The 16,903-nt window shown below is 72.6% G+C and carries 9 protein-coding genes; 8 read left to right on the forward strand and 1 reads right to left on the reverse strand.

The features are described 5' to 3' along the window. Nucleotides 1–308: 308 nt before the first annotated feature. The 6 genes from OG933_RS42650 (at nucleotide 309) to OG933_RS42675 (ending at nucleotide 12,440) form a co-directional block, all read left to right on the forward strand. Nucleotides 309–2,885, forward strand: coding sequence for a beta-L-arabinofuranosidase domain-containing protein (locus OG933_RS42650; RefSeq protein WP_405632713.1), 2,577 nt, complete (start codon nucleotides 309–311; stop codon nucleotides 2,883–2,885). An 87-nt stretch (nucleotides 2,886–2,972) separates the two neighbouring features. Next, nucleotides 2,973–6,392, forward strand: coding sequence for a glycosyl hydrolase (locus tag OG933_RS42655; RefSeq protein WP_405632715.1), 3,420 nt, complete (start codon nucleotides 2,973–2,975; stop codon nucleotides 6,390–6,392). Between the two features lie 58 nt (nucleotides 6,393–6,450). Further along, a complete protein-coding gene (locus OG933_RS42660; RefSeq protein WP_405632718.1) occupies nucleotides 6,451–9,696 on the forward strand; it encodes a family 78 glycoside hydrolase catalytic domain in 3,246 nt (1,081 codons plus the stop codon). A gap of 140 nt (nucleotides 9,697–9,836) precedes the next feature. Beyond that, entirely contained in the window at nucleotides 9,837–10,541 is a 705-nt protein-coding gene (locus tag OG933_RS42665) for a VanZ family protein (protein WP_405632719.1), read from the forward strand. A 68-nt stretch (nucleotides 10,542–10,609) separates the two neighbouring features. Beyond that, entirely contained in the window at nucleotides 10,610–11,344 is a 735-nt protein-coding gene (locus tag OG933_RS42670) for a response regulator transcription factor (RefSeq protein ID WP_362526000.1), read from the forward strand. After that, entirely contained in the window at nucleotides 11,337–12,440 is a 1,104-nt protein-coding gene (locus OG933_RS42675) for a sensor histidine kinase (RefSeq protein WP_405632722.1), read from the forward strand. The genes OG933_RS42670 and OG933_RS42675 overlap by 8 nt, the downstream gene beginning before the upstream one ends. A gap of 141 nt (nucleotides 12,441–12,581) precedes the next feature. Here OG933_RS42675 and OG933_RS42680 read toward each other — a convergent pair whose 3' ends face one another. Beyond that, nucleotides 12,582–14,879: an ATP-binding protein gene (locus OG933_RS42680; RefSeq protein ID WP_405632724.1), complete on the reverse strand. Its 2,298-nt coding sequence runs from the start codon at nucleotides 14,877–14,879 to the stop codon at nucleotides 12,582–12,584. Nucleotides 14,880–15,076: 197 nt separating this feature from the next. Between OG933_RS42680 and OG933_RS42685 the strand changes: the two genes are divergently transcribed. Beyond that, nucleotides 15,077–15,976: a PIG-L deacetylase family protein gene (locus tag OG933_RS42685; protein ID WP_405632725.1), complete on the forward strand. Its 900-nt coding sequence runs from the start codon at nucleotides 15,077–15,079 to the stop codon at nucleotides 15,974–15,976. Nucleotides 15,977–16,067: 91 nt separating this feature from the next. Next, on the forward strand, nucleotides 16,068–16,745 hold the full coding sequence (locus OG933_RS42690) for a DUF4232 domain-containing protein (protein WP_405632727.1): 678 nt from the start codon (nucleotides 16,068–16,070) through the stop codon (nucleotides 16,743–16,745). Nucleotides 16,746–16,903: the final 158 nt, after the last annotated feature.

Consider the following 16,903-nt stretch of genomic DNA (forward strand, 5'->3'; position numbering starts at 1 on the left):
CGGCCCGCGGTCCCGGCCAATTGAACGTTTCAATGACCTGGCTCAAGGTGGACCCGTGATGCGGCGTGAAGGGGAAACCTTCCACTGTACGTCACATCACGGCTCTGAGCTGGGAGTTAGGCATCTGCTCACGGGCGGCTTCGATCAATCCCTGTGAGAAGTCTTGACGCTTGTCATGGTCGAGCTTAGCGTCTGCGCCTGCACAGTAGAACGATTCAATTCAGCGCAGCGCAGCGCTTCGCCCGTCGGTGCGGAGTGGCGGCTGTCTGTCTCGTGCTTCCGCGTCCTGCTGAAGGGAGTCCCGCACGTTGCCCGCACCACGCGACACCGCCGGCCCGTCCCGCCGTCAGATGCTGTTCACCGCCACGACCGCGGTGGCCGTCACGGCGGTCGGCCCCACCGCGGCGGCCCGCGCCGCCGATGCGGCACCCCGCCCGGTCGAAGACGGGGGAGGGGTCGGTGCCGACCCCGCCCTCGCCGCCTTCGACCTGTCCGAGGTCCGGCTCCTGGAGAGCCCCTTTCTCGCCAACATGCGTCGCACCTGCGCCTATCTGCTCTTCGTGGACGCCGACCGGCTTCTGCACACCTTCCGCAGGACCGTCGGCCTGCCCTCCACGGCCGAGCCCTGCGGCGGCTGGGAGGCTCCCGACGTCCAGCTCCGTGGCCACACCACGGGCCATCTGCTCAGCGGGCTGGCCCAGGCGCACGCCGCCACCGGTGACTCCGCGTACGCGGACAAGGGCAGGGCTCTCGTCACCGCGCTCGCCGAGTGCCAGCGGGCGGCCCCGGCCGTCGGCTTCACGCCCGGCTACCTCTCGGCGTTCCCCGAGGCGGTCTTCGACCAGCTGGAGGCGGGCGGGAAGCCCTGGGCGCCCTACTACACCCTGCACAAGATCATGGCGGGTCTGCTCGACCAGTACCGGCTGAGCGGCAACCGCGAAGCCCTGGAGGTGCTGCGGGCGATGGCCGCGTGGGCCGAGGCCCGCACCGCGCCGCTGTCCTACGAGCGGATGCAGAACCTGCTGAAGGTCGAGTTCGGCGGCATGAACGACGTGCTGACGCGGCTGTACCAGGTGACGGGCGACCCCGCCCACCTGCGCACCGCCCGGCGGTTCGACCACGAGGAGCTGTACGCCCCGCTCGCCGCCGGCCGTGACGAGCTCGCGGGCCGCCACGCCAACACCGAGATCGCCAAGATCGTCGGAACGGTCCCGTCCTACGAGGCCACGGGGGAGTCCCGCTACCTGGACATCGCGGACACCTTCTGGACGACCGTCGTACGCCACCACTCGTACGCCATCGGCGGTAACTCCAACCAGGAACTCTTCGGGCCGCCCGACGAGATCGTCAGCAGGCTCTCCGAGGTCACCTGCGAGAACTGCAACAGCTACAACATGCTGAAACTGGGGCGGCATCTCTTCCTGCACCGCCCCGACCGCGCGGAGTACATGGATCACTACGAGTGGACCCTCTACAACCAGATGCTGGCGGAGCAGGACCCCGACTCGGCGCACGGGTTCGTCACCTACTACACCGGTCTGTGGGCCGGTTCCCGGCGCGAACCCAAGGGTGGACTCGGCTCGGCCCCGGGCAGCTACAGCGGTGACTACGACAACTTCTCCTGCGACCACGGCACCGGCCTGGAGACCCACACCAAGTTCGCCGACTCGGTCTACTTCCGCTCCCGTGACCACCGGTCGCCGTCGCTCTACGTCAATCTGTTCATTCCCTCCGAAGTCCGCTGGCGGCAGGGTGGAGTGACGGTCCGTCAACAGACGCGGTACCCGTCGCAGGGGCAGACACGGCTCACCGTCACCGCGGGGCGGGGGCGCTTCGCGCTGCGGATCCGGATCCCCGCCTGGGTGGCCGACACCGGACACGCCGCCGCGCTGAAGGTCAACGGACACCCGTTCACCACGCGGGTCCGCCCCGGTTCGTACGCCACCGTGGAACGCTCCTGGCGCGCCGGGGACACGGTCGAACTGACCCTCCCGCGCCGGGCCGTGTGGACCCCGGCACCCGACAACCCCCAGGTGACCTCGCTGTCGTACGGCCCTCTGGTGCTGGCGGGCGAGTACGGCGACACCGAACTCGCCACGGTCCCGACGATCCGCCCGCAGTCGCTGCGCCCCGTCACCGGCACCTCCACCCGGTTCACCGCGCTCGCGGACGACCGGTCCGTGGCACTGCGGCCGTTCCACGAGGTGCACCACCAGCGCTACAACGTCTACTGGGCGGTGACCCCGCGCCGGGGCCGTGCCCGGGACGTCGCCCATTATCCGTTCGACGAGGGGACGGGCGCCGCCGCCGACCGCACCGGCAGTTTTTCCGACGCGACGCCGTCCCCGGGCGCCACCTGGGAGGACGACGGCACCGGGCCGGCCGTGTCCCTCAACGGCAGCGGCGGTCATGTCGCCCTGCCCGCAGGCCTGTTGAGCGGGCTGGACGAGGTGACGATCAGCGTCCGGGTCCGGGTCGACACCCTCGCCGCCTCGGCCCGCGTCTTCGACTTCGGCTATCACAAGGACACCTATCTCTTCCTGGCCGCCACCACCGGCGCAGGGCGCGCCCGGGCCGCGCTGAAGATCGCCGGCATGGAGCGGGAGGACTTCGTCGACGCCACCGACCCCCTGCCCCTGGGCCGTTGGGCGCACCTCGCGCTCACCCTGGGCGGCAGCACCGCAGTGCTCTACCTGGACGGCGCCGAGGCGGGCCGCAACCCGGCCATGGTCGCGAGCCCGCTGCTGCTCGGCAGGACCACCCGCAGCTATCTCGGGCGCTCACAGAACAGCACCCACCCGTATCTGCACGGTGCGGTACGCGATCTGCGGGTGCACAACCGGGCCCTCACCGCGTCCGAAGCGGCGCGGCTGACGGCCGGCTGAGCACGTCACCCGTTCGCACCCGCAGCACCCGCACCTTCCTCTTCCGATCCGTCACGGCCGCGCGCCGCACTTCGCAGGAGCTCACGCATGTCCGACATCACCCCCGGCCAGACCCCCGAAGTCCCGCTGTCCAGACGCGGATTCGTCGCCGCCGCGAGCATCGGCACCGCCGTCGCCACGGGCCTGCCCGGTCTCGGCCTCGCCGTACCGGCCGCCTCCGCCGCGCCCCGGGATCCGGCACCCGCCCCCGATGCCTTCACCACCCGGCGCTTCACCGACCCGCCCAAGGACAGCCGCCCTACGGTCTACTGGTACTGGAACGGCCCCGTCACCGCGGAACTCGTCGACCGGCAGCTGGCCGACCTGCGGGACAAGGGCATGTACGAGGTGATCCTCTTCTCCTTCGACAACGATGCCATGCGGCCCGTCTTCTTCACCGAGGACTGGTTCGACATCGTCGAGCACGTGCTGCGCACCGCGGAACGCACCGGAATGCGCGTGTGGCTGTTCAACGACGACCACTTCCCGAGCGGTCGGGCCGGCGAGTACATCGTCAAGGGCGGCACGGTCGGCTCCCGCACCTACCGGCCCCGCCCGGACCTCCGGCTCAAGGCCCTGTGGCGTTCCACCACGGTGGTCCAGGGTCCGGCCCGCGCCGACCTGCGCCGCAGCACCGGCGTGGGCGTGGAGGCCGGACACCTGGTCGCCGACGCAGCGGTCCTCGGCGGGGCCACCGTGCTGCGCGGCGGGGAGCGGTGGAGCGACCTGACCGTCACCGCGAGCGCCAAGGCCGACCACACCGCCGCCGGGCTCGTCGTACGGGCCTCCGCGGACGCCCTGGACGGCTACGCGGTCGCCTTCGACCAGACCGGTGTCGTCACCGTGCAGCGACTGACCCGGGACGCCGACCCCGTGCAACTGCTGCGCAGCACCCGGACCGACGGCTTCAACAAGACCAAGTACCACACCCTCGCCGTCACCGTCCGCGGCGCCACCGTCTCGGTCACCCTCGACGGCCGAGACAAGGGCTCCGTGACCGACGAGCACCACCCCTCGGGCAGCGTCGGCGTGCGTGCGGTCGGTGACGAACGCGGCCTGTGGGACAGCCTCGCCGTCACCGCGGCCGACGGCACCACGCTGTACTCGACGACGTTCGACGACGCGGCCGCCGCGGGCGACTTCCCCGAGCGGGAGTCCCTCGGCGTCACGGCCGTCGCCGCCGCGGCCCGCCCGGCCGGCTCCACCGACGGCTCCGACGTGGTCGACCTGACGGCACGGCTCGCGAAGGACGGCAGCTGGCAGGTCCCCGAGGGACGTTGGCAGATCGACCTGTTCGGCGGCGTGCCGCTGATCGACGACACCCAGGGCTACAGCCGCAGTTACGTGGACCTGCTCGACGACGAGCCCGTACGGCTCTTCCTCGACATCGTCCCCGGCGAGTACCACCGCCGCTTCCGCCGGTACTTCGGCACCGTCGTCCCCGGCTTCTGGGACGACGAGCCGTTCTTCGCCTCCGCCGAGGCCCACTTCAAGCGGCTGCCCTGGTCGCCGACGCTCGACAAGGCGCTGCGCGCGGTGGACGTCGAGCCCGGCGTCGCCTATGCCGCCGCCTTCGACGACCTCGGCCGCACCGGCCGGATCGCGCGCGGCCGCTACTGGCAGGCCGTCTCCAACCGGTTCGCCCGGTACTTCCGCGCCCAGGCCCGCTGGTGCGAGGAGCGGGACGTCGCTCTGATCACCAACCCGCTCTACGACGAGGCCGCCCCCACCAAGCGCATCCCCACCACCGGTGACCTGCACAAGGTCAACCAGTGGGCCCAGGTCCCCGGCGGCGACATCATCACCGCCGAGTACGTGGCCGGGCAGCAGACCATGCTGCCGCGCAACCCCGTCTCGGTCGCCCACCAGATGGGCCGCGAACGCGCCCTGATGGAGATGTTCGGCAACATGGGCTGGCAGGTCACCCCCGGCTTCGTGCACGCGACCGTCGGGGCGCAGGCCGCCCGCGGGGTCAACCTCACCGTCCTGCACGCGCTGTGGACCGACGAGGCGGTCGTCTACTTCCCGCCGCCCTTCGGCCCCCGCGCACCCTGGTGGTGGTCCATGCGACCGCTCGCCGAGTGGATCGGCCGGGTCATGGAGGCCGGCCGCGGCACGTCCGCCGCCCGTACGGCGATCCTCCAGCCGCAGCGGGCCGCCGAACAGTGGTCCGGCACCGACCGGCAGGGCCAGATCGACGGCGCCCTCGCCGACGCCGCCTACGCGCTGGAGCGCGCCCAGGTCGACTTCGACCTCCTTCACGAGGGCGCCCTCACCGAAGACCCGGACCTGTTGGCCCACGCCCGGGTGCGGTCCGGCCGCCTCGCCGTCGGAGACGCCCGCTACGACCTCGTCGTGCTGCCGGTCGTCCCGACCCTGGACGCGGCCACCGTCCGCGCCCTGACCGACTTCGTGCGGGCCGGGGGCACCGTCGTCGCCGTGGGCACGCTGCCCGCCGACGAGGCCGACGGCAACGACCGCTCCCTGACCCGCGCCCTCAACGACCTGTTCGGCGACGGTGTCCCCGGCAGCCGCACCCTCGGACGGGGACACGCGGTGCGTGTCGCCGACGTGACCGCCCTGGGAGCGGCCGCGCAGGACGCCGGCGCGGCGGTCGCCGTCCTGGAACCCGCCCGGGAGGCGATCCGGGCCCTGCGCGTCACCCGGGGAGACGACACCGCCTTCCTCTTCAACAACGAGAGCGCCACGGCCGTCGCGACCACCGCGGTCCTGGCCGCCGAGGGCGTCCCGGAGCTGTGGGACCCGGCGACCGGTGAGACCACACCGGCCCCCGTCCACCGGACGAGCAGGCGCGGCCTGCACCTACCGCTGACCTTCCAGGCGTACGAGACCCGGATCGTCGTCGTGCGCCGCCACGCCACGGCCCCGCCCCACCTCACCGAAGCCTCCGCGGACGTCCTCTCCGTCGAGCGGCACGGCCGCGAACTGCGGGCCACGGTCGAGGTGTCGGAGCCCGGCACCCATCGGCTCACCGGTACCGACTCCGGCCGCACCTACCGGGGCACGGTCCGCGTCGACGACCCGCTCACACCGGTCCCCGTCACCGGCGACTGGACGCTCACCCTGGACCGCGACGGCGACACCCCGGTCACCGGCCCGCTCGGCAGCTGGACCGCCACCGCCCCGCTGTTCTCCGGCAGCGGCACCTACACCACGCGGATCGACGTGGACCGCGCCGTCCTCGACGGCCGGCGCGTCCTGCTCGACCTCGGCGACGTGCGCGACGTGGCCGGGGTGACGGTCAACGGCCAGGAACTCGACCCGCTGCTGTGGGCGCCGTTCGTCACGGACGTCACCGGCCTGCTCGTCCCCGGAGACAACCGCCTCGCCGTACGCGTCTCCAACACCCTCTCCAACGAGCGCAACAAGCCGCTGCCCTCCGGGCTGCTCGGCCCGGTGAGCCTGCGCTTCCGGCGCCGCGTGACCGCCGTGCTCGACCGCGTCTGACGCGCACCCCCAGCAGAAGGAACCACTTCCCGCAGGAACCACTCCCCGAAGGACCTCCATGCCCAGATCCGGATCCCGCGTCGGACGGCGGCGCCTCGCCCTCCTGCTGCCCGCCGCAGTGACCGCCTTCGTCACCGCCGTCTCCGGCACCGTCACGGCCTCCGCCGCGACCGCCGGCACCCTCACCCCAGGGCACCTGCGCACCCAGCACCTCGACGAGGCGCTCGGCATCGACGACACCACCCCGGTGCTCAGCTGGCAGACCACGGCCCGCACCGCGAGCGTCCTGCAGGGCGCCTACCGCATCCAGGCGGCCACCTCGGCCGAGCGCCTGCGGTCCGGCCGGGCCGACCTGTGGGACTCCGGGAAGGTCTCCTCCGCCGTACCGGAGACGACCTACGCGGGCCGCGCGCTCGGCTCCCGCACCCGCGTCCACTGGCGCGTCATGCTCTGGTCCGGGGCCGGCCGCGACTCCGGCTGGAGCGACACCGCCGTCTTCGAGACCGGGCTGACCCGGGCGTCCGACTGGAACGCCGACTGGATCACCCACCCCGACTGGCGGCTGAGCGAGCGGCAGATCGAGCCGGTCGTCGTCGAACTGCCCCGCACCACCGCCCGTTACCTCCGGCTCGACGTGAGCCGCCTCGGCCTTCCCCTGAAGGAGAGCGTCGACGCCCGCACCTGGCGGCTCCAGCTCGGCGAGATCGACGTGCGGGACTCGGGGACCGCCACGACGGGACTCGCCAAGGGCGCCGCGGTCACCGCCTCCGAGACGACCACCATCCGCAAGACCTACGAGCCGGCCCTCGCCGTGGACGGCCTGCCCAACAGCGCCCTGCAGACCGCCGCCGGCTACTCCAGCGCGGCCCACACCTCCGCCGACACCTCGGCCACCCCCGTCACCCTCACCCTCGACCTCAAGTCGGCCAAGACCTTCGACCAGGTGGCGCTCCATCCGCGCGCGGACGTCCTCACCGCCGAAGGCCGCGTGCCGAACTTCCCCGTCGACTACGCCCTGTCCACGGCCGACGCCGCGACCGGACCGTACACCCGGCTCTCCGCGGTCACCGGCCAGCAGCCACCGAAGCCGTACCTTCCCGCCGGACTGCCGCTGCTCGCCGACGACTTCACGCTGCCGCGCGGCGTGCGCAACGCCCGCCTGTACATCGCCGGTCTGGGCATCTACGACGCCACCCTCAACGGCGAGCCGGTGGGCGACGCCGTGCTGGAGCCGGCCAACACCGACTACCGCGAGCGCGTCCAGTACGCCACCTACGACGTCACCGACCGGCTGCGAGCGGGCGCCAACACCCTCGGCGTGGCGCTGGGCAACGGGATGTCCAACGTCGTCAGCACCGCCGACCGCTACCGCAAGCTGTACGGCAACATCAGCGACCCCAAGCTCGTCGCGCAGTTGGAGATCACCCTCGCCGACGGCAGCGTCCGCACCGTGACGAGCGGCGACGACTGGCGCACCACGCTCGGCCCCACCACCTCCAGCAACTGGTACGGCGGCGAGGACCACGACGCCCGCCGCGAGCTCCCGCACTGGGACGAGCCCCGGGGCGACCACCGCTCCTGGGACCGCGCGGTCACCGTCGCCGCCCCGGGCACCACGGACGCGCCCGCCGCGCTCAGCGCCCGTGAGACCGAACCGATCCGGGTCGTGCAGACCCTGACCGGCAAGGAGGTCGCCGCAGCCGCGGGGAGCCGCGTCTTCGATCTGGGCCGCAACATCGCCGGCTGGCCGGAGATCACCGTCAGCGCCCCCGCCGGCACGGAGGTCCGCGTCTACCCGGCCGAGAGCCTCAAGGACGGCCACGCCTTCCAGTCCATCAGCAACGTCGGCGGCCCCCTGTGGGACAGCTACACCACCCGCGACACGCGCAGTGCCACCTGGCATCCGACGTTCAGCTACCACGGCTTCCGCTACCTGGAGTTGAGGGGCCTGCCCGACGGGGCGATGGTCACCGTGCGCGGCAAGGTGCTGCGCACCGACAACGCCTCGGCGGGCACCTTCACCAGCTCCGACCCGCTGATCAACGGCATCCACGGCCTGATCCGCCGGGCCGTCGAGGGCAACATGATGAGCGTCCTCACCGACTGCCCGAGCCGGGAGAAGCTGGGCTGGCTCGAACAGGACCAGCTGGTCTTCCCCGCACTGGCCGCCAACTACGACATGCAGGCCCACCTGCGCAAGATCGTCCGGGACATGGCGGACGCGCAGACCGCCGAGGGGCTGATCCCGAGCACCGTTCCCGAGTACACGAGCCTGCCGGGCGCGTACCGCAACGACTCCAACTGGGGCGGCGCTTTCGTCCTGGTGCCCTGGCAGCTCTACACCACCTACGGCGACGCCGACACCCTGCGCACCTACTACCCGCGCATGCGGCAGTACGCGGCCTTCCTCCAGACCCAGGTGACCGACGGCATCCTCGACTACGGCCTCGGCGACTGGTTCACCCCGGACCGCACCTTCCCGCGCGCGGTGGCCGGGACGTACGGCTACTGGCGCGTCGTGGACGCCCTCGCCCGGATCTCCACCGTCCTCGGCGACGACACGGCGGCGGCGGACTACCGGACGAAGGCCGACACCGCCGCCCGGGCCCTGGCGGCCAAGTACTACGACGCGGCGACCGGCACCTTCGCGGGCGGCGGCCAGGGGGCGGAGGCCCTCGCCCTCGACATGGGCGCCTACCCGGAAGGACAGAAGGACCGCCTGCTGGCCCACTTCACCGGAGCCGTCGAGACCGCGGGTTTCCACCTGCTGCTGGGGGAGATCTCCCTGCCCGCCGCCTTCCGGGTCCTCTCCGAGGCCGGCCGCGACGACGTCGTCCAGCGCATCGCCACCCTGACCACCAGCCCCAGTTACGGCTACCAGGTGGCCGCAGGCAACACCACGCTCGGCGAATCCTGGGACGGCGGCCCCGGCCAGTCGCAGAACCACTTCATGCTCGGAGCCATCGACTCCTGGTTCACCAGCAGGGTCGCCGGCATCGCGCAGACCCCCGGATCGGTGGGCTACGCGGAACTGCTCATCGACCCGGCCGTCGAGGGCGACCTGACCTCGGCGTCCGGCTCGTACCGCACCCCGTACGGTCTCGCCCGCACCGACTGGGCCCGCACGGACGACCGCTTCCGCCTGACGGTGGAGGTGCCGGCCGGCAGCACGGCGGAGATCCACGTCCCCACCGGTGACGGCCACGCCACCGCCCCCAAGGGCACGCGCCTGGTGCGCGCCACGGCCACCGAGTCCGTGTACGCGGTCGGTTCGGGGCACTGGACCTTCGGCTCGACGCTGTAGCCCTCGGCCCTTCAGACCCACCGCGGCCGAGTCACCGGGACCAGGTGTCCGACTCGGCCGCGGTGGGCCGTCGCCGCCTGTCGCGGGCGTATCGAAAACCGCATACGCCGCCGCAACGGCCGTCCGTCTCCAATGGGGGCGTGAATCACAACGCATCTCCGTCCGCATCGCCCCGCCGCACGCGCAGGGTCGTGCTTCTCGGCCTGGCGGTCCTCGGCCTCGCGAGCGCCCTGTTCGTCGTGCGGCGGCCGCTCATGATGTCCGCTCCGATGTGCATGGCCGGGCGGTGGCACGGCTGCTTCGACACCTTCAACGGCGTGGTGCTGGTGACGTTGGTCGCACTGCCGTCGGCCGTGCTGGTGGTGTGGGCTCTGGCGCTCCGTCGGCGTGCCGCCGGCGTCACGTGGGCCTGGCGGATGTCGCTGGCGGAGGTGGGCATGGTCCACGGGACGGTGCCGTTCCTGTGGTTGACCATGATGCCGGGCGGCGAGGCCGACACCGCCCCCGCCCGGGTGAGCCTGGTTCCGCTGCGGGACCTGGTCACGATGGGGACCCTCGGAATCGTCGGCAACCTGCTGGTCTTCGCGTCACTGGGGTTCTTCGCCCCGATGCGGTTCGCGGCGCCGGCGTCCCTGCCGCGGATCCTGGCCCTCGGGGCGGGCTGCTCGGCCCTGGTCGAGACCGCACAGTACGTCCTGCGGCTCGACCGGGTGTCCTCCGTGGACGACGTACTGGTCAACGCCACCGGCGCCGTGCTGGCCGGCCTGGCCTCGCGCCGCTGGTGGCGCACCACGGCGGAAGCGCCGTCGGACCGGCCCCGCCCCGCGCCGGCACCGGCCGGCTGAGTCGCGTGCCCGGTGGACACATGTGTCCGCATACGCCGGCGATATGCGGGGCTGCTTAGGCTGCGGACATGCGCGTACTGATCGTGGAGGACGAGCCCTACCTGGCCGAAGCCGTCCGTGACGGTCTGCGGCTGGAGGCGATCGCCGCCGACATCGCCGGCGACGGCGACACCGCCCTGGAACTGCTCAACGTCAACTCCTACGACCTCGCGGTCCTGGACCGCGACATCCCCGGCCCCTCCGGCGACGAGGTCGCCCGGCGCATCGTCGCCTCCGGCAGCGGCATCCCGATCCTCATGCTCACCGCCGCCGACCGGATCGACGACAAGGCCTCCGGCTTCGGCCTTGGCGCCGACGACTACCTCACCAAACCGTTCGAGCTGCGGGAGCTCGTCCTGCGACTGAGGGCGCTCGACCGCAGACGCGCGCATGCCCGGCCCCCGGTCCGTGAGATCGCGGGCCTGCGGCTCGACCCCTTCCGCCGGGAGGTCTTCCGCGACGGACGCTACGTCGCGCTCACCCGTAAGCAGTTCGCCGTCCTCGAAGTCCTCGTGGCCGCCGAGGGCGGGGTCGTCAGCGCCGAAGAGCTGCTGGAACGGGCCTGGGACGAGAACGCCGACCCCCTCACCAACGCCGTGCGCATCACCGTCTCCGCACTGCGCAAACGGCTCGGCGAACCCTGGATCATCGCCACGGTGCCCGGCGTCGGCTACCGGATCGACGTCGGCACGAACACCGTTGCCCCCGGCGGGGACAGCGCCCCCGGCACCAACGCCACCGGCCCCGGCGGCACCGATGCATAGACGCCCAGGGCACAGCGCCCGGCTGAAACTGACCCTCAGCTATGCCGGATTCCTCTTCGTCGCCGGCACTCTCCTGCTGGCCGTCATGTGGGTGTTCGTGCTGCGCTGGCTGCCGGCCGACGACCCCAGATCCCTCCAGGAGAAGTTCGGCGCCGTGATCATCGTCGGGCCCAACCGCTCCGACCTCCTGCGCGGCTTCGCCCCCGCCGCGGCCACGGCGCTGGCCTTCCTCCTCGTGTTCGGCCTCCTGGGGGGATGGCTCCTCGCCGGCCGGATGCTCGCACCGCTCACACAGATCACCGAAGCGGCACGGATGGCCGGGAAGGGGTCGCTGTCCCACCGGATCCGCATGAAGGGCCGCCAGGACGAGTTCCGTGAGCTCTCCGACGCGTTCGACTCGATGCTCGACCAACTCGAGTCCCACGTCGCCGAGCAGCAGAGGTTCGCCGCGAACGCCTCCCACGAACTGCGCACCCCGCTGGCGATCTCGCGGACCCTCCTCGACGTCGCCCGCAAGGACCCCACGCGGGACCGGGGCGAACTCATCGAACGCCTGCACGCCGTCAATACGCGGGCGATCGACCTCACCGAGGCCCTTCTGCTGCTCGGCCGCGGCGACCGCGGACACTTCACCCGCGAGAGCGTCGACCTCTCCCTCCTCGCCGAAGAGGCCGCCGAAACGCTCCTTCCCCTCGCCGAACAGCGCCGGATCATCCTCGACGTCACCGGCGGGCCGGCCCGGACCAGCGGCTCCGCGGAGCTCCTGCTGCGGATGGTGACGAACCTCGTCCAGAACGCCGTCGTCCACAACCTCCCCGCCGACGGCACCGTGACGGTCCACACCGAGGCGCACGGCGACACGAGCGTGCTGCGGGTCGAGAACACGGGCCGTCGGCTCCCACCGGAACGGGTACCGACCCTCACCGAACCCTTCCGGCGCGGAACGGAACGCGTACGCACCGACGAGCACGCAGGCGTCGGCCTCGGCCTGGCCATCGTGCACAGCATCGTCCGCGCCCACGACGGGACCCTCGACCTCGTCCCCCTCCCCACCGGAGGTCTCCTCGTCACGGTTAGGCTCCCCGGCACGCGGTAGGCGATCGTCCCCGAGCGGAGCCCGGACGGACGCCCCGCTCCGCGCGGCGCGGACCGCGCTGCACCGCCCCAGCGCCGCACCCCCGTTGATGTGCGGCAGCTTCCCCCGTCAGGTACGCGGTCCCGGGCGAAGCCAGGTGCGTCAGGAGCCCGTGTTCAGTTCGTCGAGGGCCAGTGCGGAGGCGGCTTCGCCCTGCAGCGGGCTCCTCAGCGCGGCGAGGGCGTCCCGGGCGGCGAGCAGCGTCTGACGGGCCTCCGGATGACGCAGTGCGCTGAGGACGCGGCCCAGGTCGAGGCGGGCCGGCTCGGCCCAGGCGGGCATCTGCGCGGTCTCGAAGTAGGCGAGGGCGCGGCGGAGCGGAGGTTCGGCTTCGTGCCGGCGGCCCATGGCCGCCAGGTCGTTGCCGATCTGCTGGTGGGCGACGGCGTGGTACATCGCGATCAGCCCGTCGGGCATCCCCGGGATCCCGCTGCCGCAGATGTCCGCGCAGCGGCGGTGGATGTCCAGGGCCTCGCCCGTCCGGCCGGCCTGGCGCAGGTGGGCGCCTAGAGTGTTCAGGACGGTGAGCTCGGCCAGCCGGGCCTGCGGGGAGGACTGCGCGCCCAGGCAGCGGGCGGCCTCGCGCAGGCGCGCGTGCGCCTCGTCCGCCCGGCCCAGCCGATGCAGGGCCCCCGCGCCATAGCCGAGCGCCCAGCCCACCTGGAGTTCGTCCTGACTGTCACGGGCCGCGACGAGCGCGGCGTCGGCGGTCGTCAGGGCGGCGTGCGGGTCGTGGAGACAGAGGTTGTAGGCCCAGGCGAGGTAGTTGAGGTGGACGGCCTCTTCCCGTGTGTCGCCCAGGGCGCGGGCCGCGTCGGCGGAGCGCCGGAACACCTCCGCCCACAGCTCCCAGTGCTGGTTGAGGTCCGAGAACCAGTGCATCGCCTCCGCCGTGTCCAGGACCTGCCGGTGGTGCCCGGTGTCGTGGGCCCGGCGCAGTGCGGCGAGCCATTGGTGGCGTTCGTTCTCCAGCCAGGCCCGGGCCTCTTCCCGGTCGAGGGGCGCTCCGCTGGGATCGGGGTCGCCGTGCGGGGCGTCCTGATGGTGTTCGACGTCGAAACGGAGGGCGGCGGCGGTGGCCCGGCGCAGCATCCACCGGGCCGCCCGGTCCAGCGCCGCTTCTCGCTCCCGCGGATCGTCCTCGGCTTCCGTCTGCTCGGCGGCGTACAGCTTGAGCAGGTCGTGGAACCGGTAGCGCTCCGCGGCGGGGTCGCTCTGCAGCAGCCCTGCGTCGGTCAACTCCTCCGCACAGGCCGCCGCGTCGGCGTACGGCAGGTCGGCCAGGAGGGCCACTGTCGCGGGGCTGAAGTCGGGACCGGCGGCGAGCGAGGCGCGGCGCAGAAACGTCCGTGCCGCCGGGGGCAGTTGTCGGTACGACAGGGCGAAGGCGGCGCGTACCCGCAGGTTCCCGGCCTGGAGACCGTCCAGTCGACGGCCTTCGGCGGCGAGCCGGGCGACGAGCTTGTCGAGGCGCTCGTGCGGTCTGCTGTGGAGCCGCTGACCGGCGATCCGGACGGCCAGGGGCAGGTGTCCGCACAGGTCGGCCAGGTCACGGGCGGCCTGGGTCTCCGCCTGGATCCGTTCCGGGCCGATGATGCGGGTCAGGAGCTGGACCGCTTCCTCGCGCCGCAGGAGGGCCAGATCGGTGCGGTGCACCGACTCCAGGCCTGCCAGGGAGTTCCTGCTGGTGACGATCGTCAGCGACGGGCCGTCGCCGGGCAGCAGGGGGCGGATCTGGTCTTCGTCGGCCGCGTTGTCCAGCAGCAGAAGGACGCGCCGGTCGCCGACCATGGACCGCCACAGCCCGGACCGGTCGTCCGTGTCGGCCGGGATCGCGGCGGGTGAGACTCCCAGCGCCCGCAGCAACCGGGCGAGTGCGTCGCGCGGTGTGGTCGGCTCGGGATCCATGCCGTGCAGGTCGAGGGCGTACCGGCCGTCCGGGAAGCGCGGTGCGAGTCGGTGCGCGGCGCGTACCGCGAACGCGGTCTTGCCCAGGCCCGGCTGGCCCGTGACCACGTTCACCGCCGCACGGGCGGGGTCGGCGTGTTCCGCCAGGTCCTCGAGACGCGCGAGGGCCGGCTCGCGGGCCGTGAAGTCGTGGAGGTCGCGCGGCAACGCCAAGGCGGTGTGCACGGCCGGCGCGGGTGCCGTCCGAGGACGGCCCAGGGCGGCGGCCCGCTCCAGTCGCCCGGCGGCGGCATCGTCCAGGCCCAGCGCTTCGGCCAGTGCCTGCACGGTGCGACGCTGCGGTCCACGGGTCCGCCCGCGCTCCATGTCCGCCAACGCGCGCACGCTCACGCCGCCGGCATGGGCCAGTGCCTCCTGGCTGAGTCCGGCGTGCACGCGCAGTGCGCGCACCTGCTGCCCGAAGTCCCCCGTGGCGGGTGCGCCACTCCACACAGTCGATGTCCCCGATCACCGGACCCGTCCGGATGCGAGCCCCGGCAGAAGTATGGCCGATGGCAGTTCTGCAGGTGAAACCGCCTGGGCCGGCGGCCCGGGGAGTGATCGACTGGCGGCGGGCGAGGGGCTGACCTCCTCTCGCCCGCGAGGTCCGCTGTCGCGCGGACCACCGACCGTCAAACGGGGAATCTCTGATGAACAGCATCGATGGGCCGACCTTCGCCGTATCCAGGCGGAGCGTTCTGGCAGCGGGGGCGTTGACCGCCGCGGCCGTCGTCCACCAGTCCGTGCGGGCTCCCGCGGCCTCGGCCGCCGCCAAGCCGGCCATCTTCTACTCGCCGCACCAGGACGACGACGCGATCGGCCTGGCCGGGTCGATCCTGGAGCACAGGGCGGCGGGGCGGCCCGTCTATCTGGTGCTGGTCAGCGACGGCAGGAACCCTGATCTGGCCCGCCTCATGAACACCGACCCCTGCCCGCTGACCACATGGGCCGACCCGCATCCGTGCGCCGCCGGGGGCAGCCACCGCCTCTCCTGGCCCACCGACGGCACCAACAAGATCGTCGCCGCCCGGACCGCCGAGTTCATGGCCTCCGCGAAGGCGCTCGGCGTGGACAAGGTCATCAACTTCAAGATCGCGGACGACGGCTTCTCCGGCACCGCCGCCTACGACCGGCTCGTGGACCGGATCGCGACGAAGGTGGAGGCCCTCGCGGAGCGGTATCCCGGCGCGTCGCACAAGTTCTCCGCCGGCTGGCTGGAGCACACCGAGACGCACAAGGCGTGCAGCGACGTGGCCTACCGGCTGATGAACGACGGCACGATCTCGGACGTGCGTTTCCACCACGTCTACGCCTACGCGCGTCCGCGTGCCCGGCGCGCCGACGGCGCGGCGTACGTGCTGAACATCCCCGGCTCCCACATGAAGACCAAGCGCAACGCGATGTACGCCTACAACACCTGGGACCCCGGCCGGAACCTGTACGCACTCGGCTACCACAGCGTCCCCGAGCTGCTGGAGGCCGCGCACGACGACCCCCGCGAGTTCGTCCACACGCTCCCGTCCGACTACCGCCCGGGCAAGGGCAACTGACGACCGCGCGAGCACCGCACCTGGACATCGCCCGGACATCGGCCGACGGCAGCTCGCCGCGGCCCCGCACCACTCACAGGGAACCCTCCTCATGAACGCACTGCGTCACCGCTCCACCCTGCTCGCCACCGCGGGCGCGGCCGTCCTCGCGCTTGCCCTCACCGGGTGTCAGGACGGCACGGACGCCGATTCCGCCGCGCAGACGGCCGCCTCCGCGACGGCCGACGCGGCTCAGGGGCAGGCGACCGGCACCCCGGCCCCGGCAGACTCGGCCGAATCGAACGGGTCCGCGGCCGGGGGATCCACGGGCAACACCGGAGGAGGCGACTCCGACACCGCCTCCGCCACGACCCCGGTCTGCGCCGCGGGGGACGTCGGCATCACCGCCGCCACCCAGGACGGCCCGCCCTACACCCACCTCGTCCTGACGGCGAAGAACACCTCCGGCCACTCCTGCCGGCTGACGGGCTTTCCGCACATCCAGTTCCTGGAGAGCCACAAGCAGGACGTCCCGGCCGTGGCCAAGAGCAAGCCGGGCACGCCGGTCGTCCTTCAGGCGGGCGAGCCGGCCTACGCGCTGGTGAAGCTGTCGGACGGCGGCACCGACGAGGACAACGAGCCCGTTTCGGCGTTCTCCGTGGTGCTCGACGGCGACTCGACCGTCATCGCCGTCACCGCGCCCGGCAGCGGTGGTGTCGCCGTCGACCCCGCCAAGGCGCTCACCGGCTACTGGACACCCGAACTCCGCAACGGCGCGGACGACTTCTGACGGTTCTGCGACCTTCCGGGGGTCGGACGCCGCCGGACGGCACGGCGGGCCACGCCGGGCCGGTCGGGACAGAGCCGCACTCGTCTGCTCGCGGCGGGCGGCGGGGCCGGGGGCCGGACGCGCGGGGACGGCGCCGCTCCTCCGTCCCCGCATGCCGG

Source organism: Streptomyces sp. NBC_00016 (genome assembly GCF_045040885.1).
Taxonomy (GTDB): Bacteria; Actinomycetota; Actinomycetes; order Streptomycetales; family Streptomycetaceae; genus Streptomyces; species Streptomyces coriariae.

What these genes read in the sequence shown, in the direction of transcription:
- OG933_RS42660 (WP_405632718.1), top strand. Translation starts at nt 6,451, where the DNA reads ATGCCCAGATCCGGATCCCGCGTCGGACGGCGGCGCCTCGCCCTCCTG.
- OG933_RS42690 (WP_405632727.1), top strand. Translation starts at nt 16,068, where the DNA reads ATGAACGCACTGCGTCACCGCTCCACCCTGCTCGCCACCGCGGGCGCG.
- OG933_RS42685 (WP_405632725.1), top strand. Translation starts at nt 15,077, where the DNA reads ATGAACAGCATCGATGGGCCGACCTTCGCCGTATCCAGGCGGAGCGTT.
- OG933_RS42655 (WP_405632715.1), top strand. Translation starts at nt 2,973, where the DNA reads ATGTCCGACATCACCCCCGGCCAGACCCCCGAAGTCCCGCTGTCCAGA.
- OG933_RS42670 (WP_362526000.1), top strand. Translation starts at nt 10,610, where the DNA reads ATGCGCGTACTGATCGTGGAGGACGAGCCCTACCTGGCCGAAGCCGTC.
- OG933_RS42675 (WP_405632722.1), top strand. Translation starts at nt 11,337, where the DNA reads ATGCATAGACGCCCAGGGCACAGCGCCCGGCTGAAACTGACCCTCAGC.